Raw genomic sequence first — 17,554 nt, 5'->3', positions numbered from 1 at the left:
TCGTAAAATTACAAACCAAGCTGGGCAAGCAGATCGTCGACATCGTTCTGTTTGACATCGCTCTGCGGGCCTTTGAGGTCGTTGACCGTTTTATTGGCATCGGCATCGATGTCTTCCAGGCTCTTTTCCGGCTCTTTCTCACGGGCCTTCATTTTCAGACCTGTGCTGAGATACAGATCAAGAACGATGCGTTCAACCTTCTTCAATGCTGAAATGATGAGCTTGATACGTTGTCCGGTGAGATCCTGGAAACTCAACGTTGTCATGATTTCCATAAGATCCTGATTGAGTTCGTCATTCGCTATACGGAGTGCGTTCAGTTCATCCTCATTCACCGAACCAGCCTGCATGCTATGTAAAATCTCATTGGACTTTGACTGGATATCCATATGTTTCTCAATGATATCCATTATATTCGAGGTTGCTTCTTCTGTCGTCTGTAAAACCTGGTCGAGTTGGTCGGCCGCTTCATTGAAAAGCTGATCTGCTTCTCCTGGGACGACTGCTGCTGCTGCTGATGATGATGCGCTGGAAGAACCGCCACCTTGTTTGGCCGAATTAATTTCCTTGTAAATATTCTGGAGGCCTTGGCGCATGTCCTGGTTGAGACGGCGATAGAATTCGCTTTCAACGATGCTTTTGGACAGGTTGCGTGATATCTCACTCTCAATGGCTTGGGTGATATTGTCACGAAGATTGGCGACAATCTCCATGGAAAGCTTCTGCATCATTTCTTGCAGAATTTTATCGCTATCGAACATGACGTGCTCCTAAATGCATCTGTTGAGAGGCGTGGCGAGGAATATCAAACCGTTATGGCGCGTTGTCAACGAATGCTTCACAACACCGTAAGACATAATCGGTGCCTCCCTCAACGTTTGGGTTACGATCCATTGTCGAGTTGAACATCCATGGCTTTGACAGGACAGACGGTTGTGCACATGCCACAGGCCGAACATTTTTCCAAATCAAATGTGACAAAACGTGATTGTAAATCAATGGACAGTGCTTTGGTTGGACACAGGGCCGTGCACATTCCACAGTGGATACACGATGCTTCGTCTCGAGATATCTTTTGCTCGACACCTGAAATTGTCACACCATGCTCTTTGAGATAATCCATGCCGTCCTGATATGCATCGGCCAATCCGCTGATCTCCATGATCATATGTCCTTCCTGTCGAGGAGTGATTTGTGCTTTGAGGATATTGAAGCACAAATCAAAATTGCGTGACAGGTTACAAACGACGGGTTGATTCATGACATCAGCATCAAAAGAGAGGTAAATGATTTTACGAAAGCTGTTTTGCGGCATACATGTATTCTTCATTCGCCTTCAGGCGTTGTCGTTACAGAGAAGCAAGCACATTTTTGGCGCGCGTTGCTTCAGCTGAATTTGGATATTTTGAAATTAGATCCTTCAGAACGATGGCTCCGGCACTTTTATTGCCCATGCGCATAAACGAGATACCTTGTTTGAGCATGGCTGCCGGATATTTGTTGCTCGAGGAATATTTTTCAATGACGTCCTGATACATCAGGGCGGCGTTGGCAAAATCTCCTTTTTGATAATACGCTTCACCTTGCCAGAAGAGAGCATTCGGGGCCAGGGAGTCGGAGGGATACGACGAAACAAAGTCTTTCCATACAGCAATCGCTTGGTCATATTGCCGATTTTTGAACGCCTCAAGACCACGCTCATACATCGCTTTGGACGACTCTGAAGCTTCACTACGCGCTACAGGTGTTGCGCTTGTGCCAGTTGTTCCGGAAGGAACATAGGCTTTTTGAGTTTCGTAGACGATAGGTTCCCCTTGCGACGGGCTACTGGGGGGCGTTGTCGTCGTGGCAGAATAAGGTGGTGATGCCGGTGCAGGCACCACTGATACTGTAGTGGGTTCGGAGGGAATTGGCGGAGCTGTGGCGATGCCAATTCTCGAACCTTGCTGCTGAGAACGGGTCGGCCTGACCGGTCGTTCCAGTTCTATAGCCAACTGTGAAGCAATTTGAGCAACATTGGCTTCAAGTGCGCCCACGCGGTCCGAAAGCGATTCTCCATTTCCCGAACCGGCAACGGAATCGACCTGATATCGGAGTTCTTCTACACTGGAGGACAACCGTCTGACTTCCCCTTTAAGTGAATCAAGGTCAGCCCACATGTCTGCTGGTGTAGACAAAGAAGATGATTGCGATGCGCCCGGCATGGTTGCCGTTGAGACATTTTTCTTTCCGGCACAACCGCTTAAAAGCATCAAGCCGCATGCGCTGGCTACTGCCAATTGGGACAGATGATGTTTCTTCATTCAGGCAATTGTCCTCGTTTACGTCCAAAAAAGATGTAGGCCAATCCACCAATAATAGGAACAAAGACGGCCGCAGCAATCCAAATCATCTTTTCATTGACCGTTGGGAAATTCCGGCGAAATGCGTGCCAAATAGCCCAGAGGTTGGGAAGAGCGGGAATAAGGGCGATCACATAGATCCAGATCATCTGCTGCGCGTCGATATTTGACAGTCCAAACATGCTTCCTTCCATTCGTTGTCAGACGATATGATGCGTCAATGGTCTTACGCTTTCGTTTCTTGACATGCAATCTGTTCACATGTCGATGTTAAAGCGAGCGGTCATGCCCGTCCTTTCCTGAAAAAAGAAGACAGAGCGCCAACAGCAGGGCACCGGTTGTAATGGCGATATCAGCGACATTGAACGCTGGCCAGTGGTAGCTGCCAAATTGGAAATCAAGAAAATCGATGACTTCTCCAAGGCGGATCCGATCGACAAGATTGCCGATTGCTCCGCCTAGAACAAGCCCGAGAGACGCATTGAACAGGGTGTCTTCGTTATGAGAACGTTTCAACATCGACCAGATTAACACCAATGCCAGGCAGGTTATTCCTATAAAAAAATATGCCTGCCAGTTCGAATCGGCATTGTTGAGAAAACCAAATGCTGCTCCTCGGTTGAGGACAAAGACAATGTTGAAGAAATTATCCACAACGGGAAACGAACTCCACAATGTCATGGTCGATGCAATGTATGCTTTCGTTGCCTGATCCAGGATGATAATACATACAGCCAGGCCAATGGCGATAATATAGCGTTTTGCCATAGAATCCAGGTATCTTTGATACAGGCTAAAGGGTGGAAATCACAGCAGCACAGCGCGGGCATACATCAGGGTGCTCGGTGTTGCTGCCACGTTCTGTTGTTTTGATCCAGCAGCGCTCGCATTTTTCACCAGGCGCAAGCTCGATGACAATGCCAAGTCCTTCCAGTTCTTCGGCCATAACTGCAGTATCCGGTGCTTCCTCTAACGGCTTCACCGTGACGGTCGAAGCAATAAGAATCTCACGCAGGTCGATACCAGGGATGGCATCAAGCTCGCTTTTGAGACTTTCGGAGACATACAGCGTGACGGCGGCATCCAGCGGATGACCAATATCACCGGCTTTTCTCAAAGGTTCTGCCACGCGAGCGGTTTCAGTCTTGATGTCTGCAACTAAATCCATACGGCCGCGTTCTTCTTCAGGCATACGCAGGTTCTGGTCGGGTTCAAACGCAAATTCGAAGACCGTCGATCCGGGACCGCGCTGGCTTTCCGGCATGTGCTGGTAAATTTCTTCGGCAGTGAAACTCAGCACCGGTGCCATACACTTCAGAAGTACACTCAAAATGCGCCACAACGCTGTTTGTGCAGAACGGCGTTCCAAGCTTTTGGGGGCGGTCACATACAGTCTGTCCTTAATGATGTCGAGATAAAACGCACTCAAATCGGTGATGCACATGTTGTACAGGCCATGGAAGGTCTTATGAAATTCATATTTCAAATAGGCCTGTTGAATATGGTCATATTCACGGAATGCCGTATCTTGTGCATAGCGATCAAGAGGCAGCATCTCGGCGTCGGCAACACAATCTGTCGTCGGATCGAAGTCGCTGATATTGCCCAGGATGAAGCGGCATGTGTTGCGGATACGACGGTAGGCTTCAACCAATCGTGCGAGAATTTCTTCGGAGATGCGTACATCATCCTGGTAATTCACCGAGGCGACCCAAATCCGCAGAATCTCTGCCCCGTGTTGGTCAATGATTTCCTGGGGCAGGATACCATTGCCAAGCGACTTGGACATTTTTCGTCCATCGCCGTCGACAACATAGCCGTGGGTTAACACGGATTTGTATGGAGCAACACCACGTGTGCCAATGGAGGCAAGGAGCGAACTGTGGAACCAGCCACGGTGTTGGTCCGAACCTTCCAGGTACATATCGGCCGGAAATCGACATTCCGGACGTTTTTCGAGAACTGCAGCAAAGCTCGTCCCAGAATCGAACCAAACATCAAGGATGTCGTCTTCTTTGTCGAATTCTGTGCCACCGCATTCGGGACATGTCAGGCCTTCGGGGACAAGATCCTTAATATCGGCTTCGAACCAGTAGTCACACCCAAATTTATGGCCAGCGAATCGATTCGCGATTTCTTTGACCCAATTGGGATCGAAATAGGCATGATCGCATTTCTTGCAGAGGAGAGCGATAATGGGAACGCCCCACATGCGCTGACGAGAAATACACCAGTCTGGACGGTTGGCAATCATGCCATGGATGCGCTCGCGTCCCCATGAAGGAATCCATTGGACATCCTTCTCAATGGCGTTCAGAGCTTTCTCTCGCAGATCGTTTTTTTCCATGGAAATGAACCACTGGGTGGTTGCCCGAAAAATAACCGGCTCTTTGCAGCGCCAGCAGTGCGGGTAGGAATGCTTGATTTTTTCTTGCCCAAGCAAATGACCAACTTCCTGCAATTTTTCGATAACAAGAGGATTGGCCTCGAAAATAGTCTTTCCGGCAAAGTAGGGGACAACATCGAGAAATCGGCCTTCGTCGTCAATCGGCGACAGCACTTCGAGATTGTTCCGCAAGCCGGTTTCAAAGTCTTCCCGACCATGTCCTGGCGCTGTATGAACCAAACCGGTTCCGGTGTCCAAGGTAACATAGTCTGCTGCAACCAATGGGGAAGGTCGGTCGTAAAATGGATGCTGTGCAACGAGACCGATAAGCTTTTCGCCGAGAATTTCCGTTTTGATGGAATAGTTTTCCCAACCAAATTTTTCTGCACAGCTTTCCAGTAATTCTTTCGCGACAATATAATCGCTGCCGTCACAGGAGACGAGCACGTATTCGAACTCTGGATGCAGTGCCACGGCCATGTTGTCGGGAAGTGTCCAAGGGGTCGTGGTCCAGATAACCGCATACGTATTGTCTGTATCTGCTTCGGGTAAAACGGAATTCAGTGTGGTATCGGTCAAGGGAAATCGAACGAAAATAGAAGGCGAAGTGTGATCAGCATATTCGACTTCCGCTTCGGCCAGAGCCGTTTCACAAGAAATACACCAGTGAATGGGTTTTTTGCCGCGCACGACACTGCCGTTTTCCACAAATTCCCCAAGCGTATAGGCCGTTGCCGATTCATACTCGGGATTCATGGTCAGGTAGGGATTGTTCCACACGCCGAAAATACCCATGCGCTGAAATTCCTGGCGCTGGATTTTTACAAATTTTTCAGCGTACGAACGACATTTACGCCGAACTTTGATAATGGGAATATCTTTTTTGTCGAATTTTGTTTCCTGTTCGACTTTCAGTTCAATGGGCAGTCCGTGACAGTCCCAACCGGGAATGTACTGTGCGCGAAATCCCATAAAATGCCGTGATTTAACGATAATATCTTTGATGATTTTGTTGAGGGCATGCCCCATGTGCAGGTGCCCGTTGGCATAAGGAGGGCCGTCATGGAGGACATAGTCAGGTTTGTCCGCATGTTTCTCGACCATTTTGCCATAGACATCGTTTTTTTCCCAGAACTTCAGCAGTTCCGGTTCCTTTTGGCGCAGGTTGGCCCGCATAGGAAACTTCGTTCGGGGCAGGCTCAACGTCTTTTTGTAATCGCTCATGAGTGCATCTCTTTGTAATATATGCTGAATTGTATGATTTCCACGATCGTGGCGATAAACGAAGAAGGCTAAGTTGGTCCATAGCGAAAGGGAAGTCAAGAACGGGCTTGACCTTTTATGGAAAACGACCTGAAATGCCATGGCCGTCGCCATGGGCTCTGAGGAGGTCATGGCGTGAAACGACTTGCCCATTACGCGACAATCGCTTACACCCCCGGCAACTTACGCACACGATTAACCTCAGGATGGATATTAAGCGCCATGCCCAAGCGGACAGACCTGAAAAAGATCATGATTATCGGATCCGGCCCCATTGTCATCGGACAGGCTTGCGAATTCGACTATTCCGGTTCCCAAGCCACCAAGGCTCTTCGCGAGGAAGGCTATGAAGTGGTGCTGGTCAATTCGAATCCGGCCACGATCATGACGGATCCCGATATGGCCGATCGGACCTATATTGAGCCGATTGAACCGGGAACTGTGGAAAAAATTATTGCCCGTGAACGTCCGGACGCCCTGTTGCCGACTCTGGGCGGCCAAACTGGCCTGAATACGGCCGTTGCACTGGCTGAATCCGGTATTCTCGATAAATACAATGTTGAACTTATCGGCGCATCGTTGCCGGTTATTAAGAAGGCTGAAAGTCGCGAACTCTTTCGCGAAGCCATGGACAATATTGGACTGAAGGTTCCTGAGTCGGGCATTTGTAAAACCATGGACGATGTGCGCGAATGGGGACAAAAGATTTCCTTTCCCATCATTGTCCGCCCGGCCTATACACTCGGCGGAACCGGTGGCGGGGTCGCCTACAACATGGAAGACCTCGAAGAAATTGCCGGACGCGGGCTCGCGGCCAGCCTCAAAAGTGAAGTTATGCTTGAACAATCCATCCTTGGATGGAAAGAGTTTGAGCTTGAGGTCATGCGCGATAAAAATGATAACTGCGTTGTCATTTGTTCCATTGAAAACATTGATCCCATGGGTGTCCATACCGGTGATTCCATTACAGTGGCCCCAGCGCAGACTCTGACCGATGTCGAGTATCAGCTTATGCGGAATGCCGCGCTCGATATCATGCGTGAAATCGGAGTGGAAACCGGTGGATCGAACGTCCAATTTGCGGTCAATCCCGAAGACGGGGAGATGGTCATCATCGAGATGAATCCTCGGGTATCGCGCTCGTCGGCTTTGGCATCGAAAGCGACTGGGTTCCCCATTGCAAAAATTGCCGCCAAGCTCGCCGTAGGCTACACGCTTGATGAGATCCCCAACGACATCACTCGGGAAACCATGGCCTCCTTCGAGCCGACGATTGACTACTGTGTTATCAAAATTCCCCGATTCACATTTGAAAAATTTCCGGGCTCCGAGGATTATTTGACGACGGCTATGAAAAGCGTCGGCGAAGCAATGAGCATCGGCCGTACGTTTAAAGAGTCGTTGCAAAAAGGACTACGCTCTTTGGAAATCGGTATGCCTGGCTTGGGGAAACATTTTCAGGCATGCGAACTCAACAAAGACGAGTTGCTTACCGCAATCCGCAAACCGACGTCGAAACGTTTGTTTGAGGTGCGACATGTCATGATTTGTGGCGCCACAGACGATGAAATTTACGAAGCGACCCGTATTGACCCATGGTTCCTGCGTCAGATCCGCGAGATCATCGATATGGAGAATGCGCTGCATCAGTTCATTTTGAGCCATTCCATGACGGCTGATAATCCAGAATTACAGGATATATTGCGCCGCTCCAAGGAAATGGGATTTTCCGATGTGCAACTTGCCGCCATTTGGAAACGGTCCGAAGCTGATATCCGCGCATTACGCAAAGAATGTGGAATAGAGCCGACGTATTATCTCGTTGATACGTGTGCTGCGGAGTTCGAAGCTTACACGCCGTATTATTACTCCACGTATGAAACGGGTCGGGAGATCGAACGGACAAGTAAGAAAAAAGTCATTATTCTCGGTGGGGGGCCCAACCGCATCGGGCAAGGGATCGAGTTTGACTATTGCTGCTGCCACGCCTCCTTTGCGTTGCGGGATATGGGAGTGGAGTCCATTATGGTCAACTCCAACCCGGAAACGGTAAGTACGGACTACGATACTTCGGACAGACTCTATTTCGAACCTCTCACGTTTGAAGATGTGCTCAACATCATCGAATCGGAAAAACCCGAAGGGGTCATTGTCCAATTTGGCGGTCAGACACCGCTGAATCTTGCCGTCCCCTTGTTGCGAGCTGGAGTTCCCATTCTTGGTACTTCGCCGGATAGCATTGACCGCGCGGAAGACCGTGAACGCTTTCAGGCTCTCTTGAAAAAGCTCGATCTTCGCCAGCCAGCAAATGGAACCGCCATGTCATTCAATGAAGCGGCGGTCATTGCATCAAATATTGGCTACCCCGTGGTTGTTCGCCCTTCCTATGTCTTGGGTGGGAGAGCCATGGAAATCGTGTACGACGAAGAAGGGCTCATGAGCTACTTCAAGGTTGCGGCTGTCGTTTCAGGCGAGCATCCGGTCCTTATCGACAAGTTTCTGGAAAATGCCATTGAAGTCGATGTGGACGCGATTTGTGATGGTGAAGAGACATATGTTGCCGGTGTTATGGAGCATATTGAAGAAGCCGGTATTCACTCGGGCGACTCGGCATGTGTCCTGCCTCCGCATTCACTGTCTGCGTCACTCGTTGAGGAAATCAAGCGTCAGACCCGTGCGCTTGCCGAAGAACTTGGCGTTGTCGGTCTTATGAATATCCAGTTTGCGGTGAAAGACGGTCTGGTCTACATTCTGGAAGTCAATCCACGTGCGTCGAGAACATCACCATTTGTTAGCAAGGCTACGGGAGTGCCTTTAGCGAAAGTGGCCACGCGTGTTATGATGGGAGAACGATTGAAAGATATCAACCCCTGGGCTATGCGCAAATCTGGCTATTTTGCGGTGAAAGAATCGGTATTTCCCTTTAACCGTTTCCCTGGTGTCGATATTTTGCTTGGACCGGAAATGCGGTCGACAGGCGAAGTCATGGGCGTTGATGAATCGGTAGGTTTGGCGTTTATGAAAAGTCAGCTTGCAGCCGGACAACGCCTCCCCGAAGGCGGGGCAGTGTTCATTTCGGTCAATGACCGTGACAAGGCAAGTCTGGCTGACGTCGCCAAGGCGTTTGGAGATATCGGGTTCGAGATTCTTGCGACGAAAGGCACGGCAGCGCACCTGGAGTCCCTTGGTATTAAGGCGAAGCACGTCTTCAAAGTGCATGAAGCCCGACCCCATGTGGTCGATCTCATTAAAAATAAAGCAATCGATCTCGTTATCAATACGGCATCGGGAAAGAAAACGGTCGAGGATTCGTCGCTTCTGCGCCAGACCACGCTGCTCTATGGTATTCCGTATACCACGACGATCGCCGGGGCTAAGGCCATGGCGCTTGCCATCAAAGAGAGTCAGGGTGTCGGTCTCGACGTCAAAAGCATTCAGGAATACTATACGCACGAAGCCTGAGGCTTTAAAGGCAGATTTGGTTTATGAAAAAGGAATATTGCGGACTGTTTGGCATTTACGGACATCCTGAAGCGGCACGCATGTGCTATTTTGGCCTGTATGCCCAACAGCATAGAGGACAGGAAAGCGCAGGCATCGTCACCTGGGATGGTACGAAAATTCGAGAACAGAAGGGCATGGGACTTGTTGCCGATGTCTTTAACGAACGCCATTTGGGAAAAGAACTGAAGGGCACCGTTGGCATTGGTCACATCCGCTATTCCACTACTGGTGCATCGCTTATCCGGAATGCACAGCCGTTTATGGTACGATTTGGCGATATGCAATTGGCCATTGCCCACAACGGGAATCTCATCAATACGATCGAGTTGCGGAAGGAACTTGAGGCAACGGGGTCGATTTTTCAGACGACGATGGATAGTGAAGTTTTTGTCCATCTCATCGCGAAATACTACCCCACACATACGCTCGAAGAATCAATCATCAAGGCGTGCCGCAAGGTCAAAGGGGCATATTCTCTGCTTATCATGGCCAATAATAAGCTCATTGCCTTGAAGGATCCCAATGGCTTTCGTCCGCTTATGCTTGGCCGGGTAGGGGATCATTACGTATTTGCCTCCGAAACCTGTGCCTTTGACCTGCTTGAAGCGGAATATATGCGACCTGTCGGGCCAGGAGAAATGGTGGTATTGGAAGACAAGTGTCTCAAAACCTACCAAATTCAGGAACCGAACGGTATTACACAATGCGTTTTTGAGCTTATCTATTTTGCTCGACCTGACTCCTTGGTTTTTGGGGAAGTGGTGTATGAACGGCGCAAGTGCATGGGAGGGATTTTAGCCCAAGAAGCACCGGTCGAAGGCGACTATGTCATGCCATTCCCGGATTCCGGTATCTATGCCGCGGTTGGATATGCACAACAGTCGGGGATTCCTTTCGAAATGGCAATGATCCGTAACCACTATGTTGGCCGGACGTTTATTCAGCCATCGCAAGATATGCGTGACTTCAGTGTTCGGGTAAAGCTTAACCCCGTGAGAAGTATGATCAAAGGGAAGCGCATCATTATCGTTGAAGACTCGATTGTCCGAGGAACAACGATTCGTACCCGAGTGAAAAAGCTGCGTGAGCTTGGTGCTCGAGAAATCCATATGCGGGTCAGTTGTCCCGCCATTACGCACCCGTGCTTTTATGGTATAGACTTTTCCTCTAAGGGAGAGCTCATTGCTGCCAATAACAGTGTTGAGGATATTGCGCGTTTTATCGGGCTTGATTCTCTGCACTATCTGACCATTGATGGACTCCTGCAAGCTGTGCACGCCACCGAAGGCAAACCTCGTTATTGCTTGGCTTGCTTCACCGGTGATTACCCCATTGCACCGTGCCCGGCGAATCAAATATGCAAAGAGGACGAGGTCGCCTTGTCCTGGTAGAGGGTTCATGCGTCATTCATTTGCCTTGAGCAAAAAAATCGCCGGTGTTTATGGTGGTCAACCTACGGAGTTGACGCCATGAACACCGGTTTTGTTTGGATGAGGCCAACAGGTCCGACGACATGGTTTCTTGACCACTTTTGGGGAGCTGCCGATACTGCTGCCGAGTGGATTTCACGGTTTCGTGACTTGAATCACACAACGGTGCTTGATTTCGGATGTGGTGATGGAGCTACGGCGCTAGGCTTGGTGTTGCGCCATGGGATTGAGGAAGCTGTTGGCGTGGATATCAACCCTTCTTTTACACATCTTTTGACGAAAGCAAGTCATGAAATTTCGATAAACGCACTGCCGGAAAATCTTGCTTTTTTTCACATTACACCCGGGGAATGCCTCGCTTCACGATTTTGTCCCGATGTCATTATCTCGTGGTCTGTATTTGAGCACGTCGACCCGGCGGTTCTTCCTGCCATCGCAAAAGATTTTTGGGGTATGTTGCCGGAGGCAGGGCTCGTTTTTCTTCAAGTTCATCCGCTGTATTATTCACCCTTTGGTTCTCATCTCTTACAATACATCACAGATCCATGGGCGCATCTTTTTCTCGATGACGAAGAGCTATGGCAAAAGCTTGTTTCAAGCACACAAGTCGTTGAGGCAGTATTTCAGGATTCGGCGTATGATGCCGTCACTATTCTGGAACGAAAGCGCTTTTTATGGCGTGAATACTTGAGCTTGAATAGATTGACAAAAGAAGCACTCTTACAATTCTTTTTGGATGTTGGATTCCGTCTTGTTGGTGGACGGCGGATGACAACAGACCTTCCTATTCCACAACAACTTCTTCGACAATATCCACGAAGTGCACTCGAAACTCTAGGAGTTGAGATCCTTTTGCAAAAAAGTGAAAGCTGATTCAGGCGTGGAGGGAGAATGTAGCTGAAAGGGGAGCGGAGAGAAGAATGTCTCACAGAGACAATACATTAATACATTGTTCATGTGACGCTCGAAACGAGTGACGTCACACAACAAACACACAATATGCACGTGATATCACTGCAACCGCAGTATACACACCAGCGGTTGCAGTGTTGAAATATGTGTTATTCGAAAATCTTATCGATTTTAGCGCCCAATGTTTCCGCGGTGAACGGTTTGACAATGTAGTTGGATACTTTTGCCTGCACGGCTTCGATAATATTTTCTTGTTGAGCTTCAGCCGTAACCATAAGAAAAGGCATGTTGGCGAACTCTTCGCTGGAGCGGACTTTGCGCAACAACTCAATGCCGGGCATTTGGGGCATATTCCAGTCGGAAATGACGAAATCGATGTTGCCCTTGTTGAGTGCTTCCCAGGCGGTTGTACCATCGTCGGCTTCTACGATATTGGCAAATCCGAGTTGGCGAAGAATATTTTTGATGATTCGGCGCATGGTTGAAAAGTCATCCACGACCAGAACCGTCATGTTCTTATCTGTTGCCATGAATCAATCCTCCAGATGTTCAATTGAATTGAGCCACAAGGCAAAGTCGGCATACCGCGAGTTGCTTCCTGAATGTGAAGAAGCCTATGCCGGCGTCAACTGGACCAAGTCGCTGGCCATGTGAGACGAAGTCTTCACCGTGACGTGTGGCGGGTCGCCACGTTATTTTTCAAAAAACCGATGCCATTTCAAGCATGAATACATGAATTGAACTCATGCTTCGCGGTATGGAGAAGCCACGAATCAATCAACATTGTCATTACGCATAGTGACATTGTTTCTGTGTCGCGACAAGTCTCCATTAATCTGAAAAAGTTATTTGTTTTTGATATGTGCAAGCGATTCCGTCAAGACCCATTTCAACAAGAATCATCCTTGGCAAGAAACTTTTATGTTTTTAGCAACAGAGCGTCACATTTTTCATATCTCCATGCTGAGACAGTCACGCTTTGTTTGCAATCTCCAAGGGTGTCTTTTGCATTCTGCTATGTCAAAAGAGCCTGCGCAAAGTCTTGCCCATTGAAGGGGCGAAGATCTTCCATTTTTTCTCCAAGTCCGACAAAAGTAATCGGAATACCGTACTCTAGCACAATCCCGACAATGACACCGCCCTTTGCAGTTCCATCAAGTTTCGTCAAAACAATTTCATCGATATCAACGGTTTGATTGAAGAGTTTAGTTTGGGAAAGGGCATTTTGTCCCGTCGTTGCATCAAGCACGAGGATCGTGCGATGCGGGCTCCCCGGATGTTTTTTAGCAAGGACTCGTTTGATTTTCTTGAGTTCTTCCATAAGATTGGTCTGCGTGTGTAAGCGACCAGCCGTATCGACAAAGATAATGTCATATCCTTCCTTCACGGCAATATCGAGAGCTTCAAATGCTACAGCCGCTGGGTCAGCCTGTTCTCCCTTGGAATAGAACCCTGCATCGACGCGTTTGGACCAAATTTCGAGTTGTTCGATAGCAGCAGCACGGAATGTATCGCCTGCAGCAACAAGTGCTCTTTTTCCCTGCATCTGCGCGCGATGGGCCAGCTTAGCGATTGTTGTCGTTTTGCCTGCGCCGTTGACTCCGATCATAAGGACGACTTCAGGTGGATTGACGGCCTTGATTGTTGGTTTGCTTTTAAAAATTTCGGCCAGTTCTTCTCGCAGCAGATCTTTAAACTGTGCAGGATCATTGATACCTTGCTTACGAGCTCGCGCCTTAAGTCGATCCATGAGTAAACGTGTAGGATCAAAGCCAACATCGGCCATGATGAGGATTTCTTCGAATTCGTCCCAGAAATCATCATCCATCGTGGTGTGTGAACTGAGGAGGTTATCAAGCTGCTTGCTGATTTGTTCCTTGGTTTTGTTCAATCCTTCAGACAATTTCAGAAAGAGCCTGTTGCGCTCGTCTTCCTCGTCTTCCAGTTCCAAAGCAAGAGCAAGTCGATATTGGAGCTCAGATCGAAACTCTTCAACTTCCTCGTACTCCATGTCCTCAACCCAAGAACGGAATCGACCGATAAAATCTTGTGTTTCGTTCTCAGGAGCTTCCAAGCATGTGAACAGAAAAGAAAGGCGTTCCCAGAGCTCAGGACCCGCTGTTTCAACACCCTCAAGAAGGATTGTGAGCCAAACAGACAATTTGGGTTCGGCTTCACGCAGGGAAATGAGTAAGCGCTGTTGCCAATCCGTCAACGAGGAAGGAACCGGCTCTGTCTGAGGTTCCTCAACGGACTGAAACGGTTCAGGTGATTCCGCTGCGCTCTCTTCAATCGTCTCTGTGACAGGGACTTCTTCGAGGTCTTCTTCAACGATATCCGTTAATTCGAGGATGAATTCTTCGCCTGCATCAAAGACATCCTCTTCAAGAGCCGTGTCGTTCACGGAGATGTCCCTTGCGTCGTCGAAGTTGACCTGGCCAGAGGGGGAAGTCACTGGCTCCGGAAGAGGAGTGTCTTCTTCATGAAACGTATGGTCTGAAGTTTTGGATTCACTTTCAATCTGGATTTCAGCCTCGGTTCCGAGTTCCGCATCATCATTGTCTTCGATATCTTGTGCGACTGCGGAAATCTCGAAGCCGTCTGATTCAAGCTCCGGCAGAGCGGGAGTATCGTCGGCTTCTGGCGATGTTTCCTGTTCAGGAGTTACGAGCGGTTCTGGTTCCGTCTCAGGCTCCATTGGAGTCTCCAGCTCCGGTGCATGAAGCTGCTCAGGGGAAGCCTCAAGAGATGGTTCGTTTTCGCGCACACTGAGAACAACGGATTCAGGTTGAGATGTATCACTGATTTCCGCTGTCGTTTCCGCCTGAGGGGCGGCGGATGCTTTTGGTTCTGGCTCCTGTTCTTCCTCGGTTTTCTGTTCCGTCGCGTGGGGATGATCAGGAATCGCTTCTACGGAAGGTTCGGTATCAGGTACACCGAGCACATCAAATCCAGGCTGAAGAATTTCGTCGACTTCCGGTGTTATTTTCTGATCCGGAGTAGAGAGTGCTTCTGGTTCTGGTACTTGAAAGAACGTAGATTGTTGTTCGATGTCCAGAGCAATGGACTCTTCCGAAACCGTGACATCCAACTCAGATGGAGAGACTGTCTCCGGCTTTGGCTCGCTTTCTGGTTGCGAAACATCTTCAGATACGGTGTCGGTCGCCAGTTCAGACGTTGACTGAAGGAGATCAGGCTCGGTTTCAGGCTCGGATATTTCTACAAATTGTTCTGGTTGTTCAATCTCTGCATTAGGCTGCAGCTTTGTACCTTCTTCTGTGTCGATCGGTTCGGGATCGGGGTCAAAAAACGATCGAGTCTTTTTGGGGGGCTCAGGAATCTGTTGAGTTTCGGCGGTCCCCGTTTCTTCTGAAGGAGGTGGTGTATCCTCCTCAAGAGGAGGCGCTTCTGAAGGAGAAGAGGCAGATTCTGTTTGCAGATTCTGCTCTTCTTCGTGTTCTTTATTTCCCCACAGCGATTTGATTTTGGTAAAAAAACCCATATGGAATCCTTAAGAAAGTGTCATAGTGGACGATGTTGATCGATATTATTGATGAAGTACTCCTATGTCGAGGCGTACGCCATAGACATTTCTGAAACTTCTTGACCGCTGATCCAGGGACGCCTTCTAACCTCTTCACGCCGGAGAGGCAACCGGGTTGCTTTCAAGACAGAAATTCAACTTCAACCATGACTTGGATATTTTATCCTGACGATTTTACGTGTATAAAACCTCGATAACGAGATCAATGATAATGAGGCCTGAGATGAAAATACGAACACGGATTGCTGATGCCCTGACATGTGAGTCGCCGCAAGATCAAATCTTTATAAAAGGATGGGTGCGTACTCGACGCGATGCCAAGGGATTTTCGTTTTTTGAAGTCAATGATGGATCATGCCTGAAAAATATTCAGGTTATTGCGGACCACAGTATCCTCGAAGAGGACACGCTGAAGGATATCGCGACTGGAGCTGCCATAACGGTGGAGGGGGCACTGGTTCCATCACCTGGAAAAGGTCAGAAGTGGGAAATTCAGGCCCGTGATATTGGGATTCTCGGAAGCGCAGACCAGGCCGTGTATCCTCTGCAAAAAAAACGTCATTCTGATGAATTTTTACGGACAATTGCCCATTTGAGACCACGAACCAATAAATACGGTGCCATGTTTCGCATGCGGTCCCAACTTGCGCATGCTGTACACGCGTATTTTAGGGATCGAGGGTTTTACTATATCCAAACCCCTCTTTTAACAGGCTCAGACTGTGAGGGGGCTGGTGAAATGTTTCGTGTTACGGCCTTGCCCGCAGGGGAATGGGGGCATATCGCAGGCGCTGACCAAGGGAAGTCTGATTTTTTTGGAAAAGAGGCTTACCTGACGGTATCGGGGCAACTTGCAGCAGAGGCCTTTGCCTGCTCTTTGGGGAGTGTTTACACCTTTGGACCAACGTTTCGTGCGGAGAGCTCGGATACTCCACGCCATGCTGCTGAATTTTGGATGGTTGAGCCAGAAATGGCGTTTGCCGACTTACAAGAAGATATGGATGTTGCGGAGGATCTTCTCCGACATCTTGTGTCTTATATAATGATGCATTGCCAAGATGATCTCGAATTGTTTGCCCGATTTGTCGACAAAAATCTCATGACGGATCTGGAAACAGTGGCATCTCAGCCGTTTATTCGGCTTCCTTACATCGAGGCTCTTGAGATTTTGCGGAGTTCTGGGAGGAAATTTGAATATCCCACAGAATATGGGTGTGATCTTCAAACTGAGCATGAGCGGTATCTTTGCGAAGAGCATTTTAAACAGCCAGTCATCGTTTTTGACTACCCGAAAGAAATCAAAGCGTTTTATATGCGACTCAACGACGATGGGAAAACGGTTGCTGCAATGGATGTTCTTGTTCCTCGTATTGGGGAGATTATTGGCGGAAGCCAACGTGAAGAGCGATTGGATGTTTTGCAAAGCCGCCTGGCCGACCAAGGGCTCGATATGGAGTGTTATGATTGGTATCTTGATTTGCGTCGGTTTGGTTCGGTTCCGCACGCTGGATTTGGGCTAGGGTTTGAACGGCTTCTCATGCTGGTAACAGGGGTTCGCAACATACGAGATGTTATTGCGTTCCCGAGAACGTACAAGCATCTTGAATACTGATTCGAACTTAACATGTTGTTATTTTCATTGTAAGCGGGGATGTTTTTTGCTTTTTTTTGAAATATTTCCTTGACGGGGAGGTATCATCTGCCTATAAGCTTTTCTCTGCGTTGCACGGAAGTGCTCCAACAACGAAACTGATTCGTTTCGAAAAAAAGTTGGAAAAGGCTTGACGGCAAACTTCGGGTGGCGTAGAGAAGAGATCCCGCAACAAACTGGCCTTGCCAGGGCGGTCAAAACGTTTCGAAAATAAATCGAAAAAAGTTGTTGACAGCGCGGACGGGATTCACTAGCTTCTCCAACTCGGCGACGACAAACGCGCCGGCACCGCAAAGGCGGTGGGAGAAGAAGACGAAGGTCTTTGACAATTAAATAGCGAGTCGAGTGATAAGAAAGTCAACCTCGTTTTAGACGAGAGTTTTGGCAAACTCAAAAGTTTTGAACTGGAGAGTTTGATCCTGGCTCAGATTGAACGCTGGCGACGTGCTTAACACATGCAAGTCGTGCGAGAAAGTTTCCTTCGGGAGATGAGTAGAGCGGCGCACGGGTGAGTAACGCGTG

General features: G+C 48.7%; 12 protein-coding genes and 1 rRNA gene. 5 read left to right on the top strand and 8 right to left on the bottom strand.

From position 1 onward, the window contains the following. Window positions 1-8: 8 nt before the first annotated feature. The 6 genes from G451_RS0104635 to ileS form a co-directional block, all read right to left on the bottom strand. Window positions 9-761, bottom strand: a complete 753-nt coding sequence (locus G451_RS0104635) for a protein phosphatase CheZ (RefSeq protein WP_027183333.1) — start codon at window positions 759-761, stop codon at window positions 9-11. Window positions 762-883: 122 nt separating this feature from the next. Continuing rightward, window positions 884-1,315 (bottom strand): NIL domain-containing protein, encoded by a 432-nt coding sequence (locus G451_RS0104630; protein ID WP_034640833.1) that lies wholly within the window; start codon window positions 1,313-1,315, stop codon window positions 884-886. A 34-nt stretch (window positions 1,316-1,349) separates the two neighbouring features. Further along, window positions 1,350-2,303, bottom strand: coding sequence for a tol-pal system protein YbgF (gene ybgF / locus G451_RS32325; RefSeq protein WP_051261152.1), 954 nt, complete (start codon window positions 2,301-2,303; stop codon window positions 1,350-1,352). Next, window positions 2,300-2,524 (bottom strand): PLDc N-terminal domain-containing protein, encoded by a 225-nt coding sequence (locus tag G451_RS0104620; protein WP_084448376.1) that lies wholly within the window; start codon window positions 2,522-2,524, stop codon window positions 2,300-2,302. Before G451_RS0104620 ends, ybgF begins: the two co-directional genes overlap by 4 nt. Window positions 2,525-2,612: 88 nt before the next feature. Continuing rightward, a complete protein-coding gene (gene lspA, locus G451_RS0104615; RefSeq protein WP_027183330.1) occupies window positions 2,613-3,110 on the bottom strand; it encodes a signal peptidase II in 498 nt (165 codons plus the stop codon). A gap of 25 nt (window positions 3,111-3,135) precedes the next feature. Next, the gene (gene ileS / locus G451_RS0104610) at window positions 3,136-5,952 is read right to left on the bottom strand and encodes an isoleucine--tRNA ligase (protein ID WP_027183329.1); all 2,817 of its coding nucleotides are present in this window, start codon (window positions 5,950-5,952) and stop codon (window positions 3,136-3,138) included. A gap of 261 nt (window positions 5,953-6,213) precedes the next feature. Between ileS and carB the strand changes: the two genes are divergently transcribed. From carB to G451_RS27625, 3 genes are all read left to right on the top strand, one after another. Continuing rightward, window positions 6,214-9,453 carry a carbamoyl-phosphate synthase large subunit gene (gene carB / locus G451_RS0104605; RefSeq protein ID WP_027183328.1) on the top strand — a complete coding sequence of 1,080 codons (3,240 nt, stop codon included), beginning with the start codon at window positions 6,214-6,216 and terminating at the stop codon, window positions 9,451-9,453. A 23-nt stretch (window positions 9,454-9,476) separates the two neighbouring features. Beyond that, the gene (purF, locus tag G451_RS0104600) at window positions 9,477-10,886 is read left to right on the top strand and encodes an amidophosphoribosyltransferase (RefSeq protein WP_027183327.1); all 1,410 of its coding nucleotides are present in this window, start codon (window positions 9,477-9,479) and stop codon (window positions 10,884-10,886) included. Between the two features lie 78 nt (window positions 10,887-10,964). Beyond that, window positions 10,965-11,798, top strand: coding sequence for a class I SAM-dependent methyltransferase (locus G451_RS27625; RefSeq protein WP_051261151.1), 834 nt, complete (start codon window positions 10,965-10,967; stop codon window positions 11,796-11,798). 188 nt (window positions 11,799-11,986) lie between these two features. On the opposite strand, the gene G451_RS0104590 is transcribed toward G451_RS27625, so the two are convergent. Beyond that, window positions 11,987-12,367 (bottom strand): chemotaxis response regulator CheY, encoded by a 381-nt coding sequence (locus G451_RS0104590; RefSeq protein WP_027183326.1) that lies wholly within the window; start codon window positions 12,365-12,367, stop codon window positions 11,987-11,989. 485 nt (window positions 12,368-12,852) lie between these two features. Then, window positions 12,853-15,339, bottom strand: coding sequence for a signal recognition particle-docking protein FtsY (gene ftsY, locus G451_RS35280; RefSeq protein ID WP_084448375.1), 2,487 nt, complete (start codon window positions 15,337-15,339; stop codon window positions 12,853-12,855). 265 nt (window positions 15,340-15,604) lie between these two features. On the opposite strand from ftsY, the gene asnS reads away from it, so the two are divergent. Both asnS and G451_RS0104570 read left to right on the top strand, forming a co-directional pair. Then, on the top strand, window positions 15,605-16,993 hold the full coding sequence (gene asnS, locus G451_RS0104575) for an asparagine--tRNA ligase (RefSeq protein WP_027183324.1): 1,389 nt from the start codon (window positions 15,605-15,607) through the stop codon (window positions 16,991-16,993). Between the two features lie 440 nt (window positions 16,994-17,433). Next, window positions 17,434-17,554 (top strand): 16S ribosomal RNA (locus G451_RS0104570); the annotation flags it as partial.

Source organism: Desulfovibrio inopinatus DSM 10711, assembly GCF_000429305.1.
Classification (GTDB): domain Bacteria; phylum Desulfobacterota; class Desulfovibrionia; order Desulfovibrionales; family Desulfovibrionaceae; genus Alteridesulfovibrio; species Alteridesulfovibrio inopinatus.
Note: the sequence above shows the minus strand (reverse complement) of the source record. Positions and strands in the feature narration are given on the sequence as shown.

What these genes read in the sequence shown, in the direction of transcription:
- G451_RS0104635 (WP_027183333.1), bottom strand. Translation starts at nt 761, where the DNA reads ATGTTCGATAGCGATAAAATTCTGCAAGAAATGATGCAGAAGCTTTCC.
- G451_RS0104630 (WP_034640833.1), bottom strand. Translation starts at nt 1,315, where the DNA reads ATGCCGCAAAACAGCTTTCGTAAAATCATTTACCTCTCTTTTGATGCT.
- ybgF (WP_051261152.1), bottom strand. Translation starts at nt 2,303, where the DNA reads ATGAAGAAACATCATCTGTCCCAATTGGCAGTAGCCAGCGCATGCGGC.
- G451_RS0104620 (WP_084448376.1), bottom strand. Translation starts at nt 2,524, where the DNA reads ATGTTTGGACTGTCAAATATCGACGCGCAGCAGATGATCTGGATCTAT.
- lspA (WP_027183330.1), bottom strand. Translation starts at nt 3,110, where the DNA reads ATGGCAAAACGCTATATTATCGCCATTGGCCTGGCTGTATGTATTATC.
- ileS (WP_027183329.1), bottom strand. Translation starts at nt 5,952, where the DNA reads ATGAGCGATTACAAAAAGACGTTGAGCCTGCCCCGAACGAAGTTTCCT.
- carB (WP_027183328.1), top strand. Translation starts at nt 6,214, where the DNA reads ATGCCCAAGCGGACAGACCTGAAAAAGATCATGATTATCGGATCCGGC.
- purF (WP_027183327.1), top strand. Translation starts at nt 9,477, where the DNA reads ATGAAAAAGGAATATTGCGGACTGTTTGGCATTTACGGACATCCTGAA.
- G451_RS27625 (WP_051261151.1), top strand. Translation starts at nt 10,965, where the DNA reads ATGAACACCGGTTTTGTTTGGATGAGGCCAACAGGTCCGACGACATGG.
- G451_RS0104590 (WP_027183326.1), bottom strand. Translation starts at nt 12,367, where the DNA reads ATGGCAACAGATAAGAACATGACGGTTCTGGTCGTGGATGACTTTTCA.
- ftsY (WP_084448375.1), bottom strand. Translation starts at nt 15,339, where the DNA reads ATGGGTTTTTTTACCAAAATCAAATCGCTGTGGGGAAATAAAGAACAC.
- asnS (WP_027183324.1), top strand. Translation starts at nt 15,605, where the DNA reads ATGAAAATACGAACACGGATTGCTGATGCCCTGACATGTGAGTCGCCG.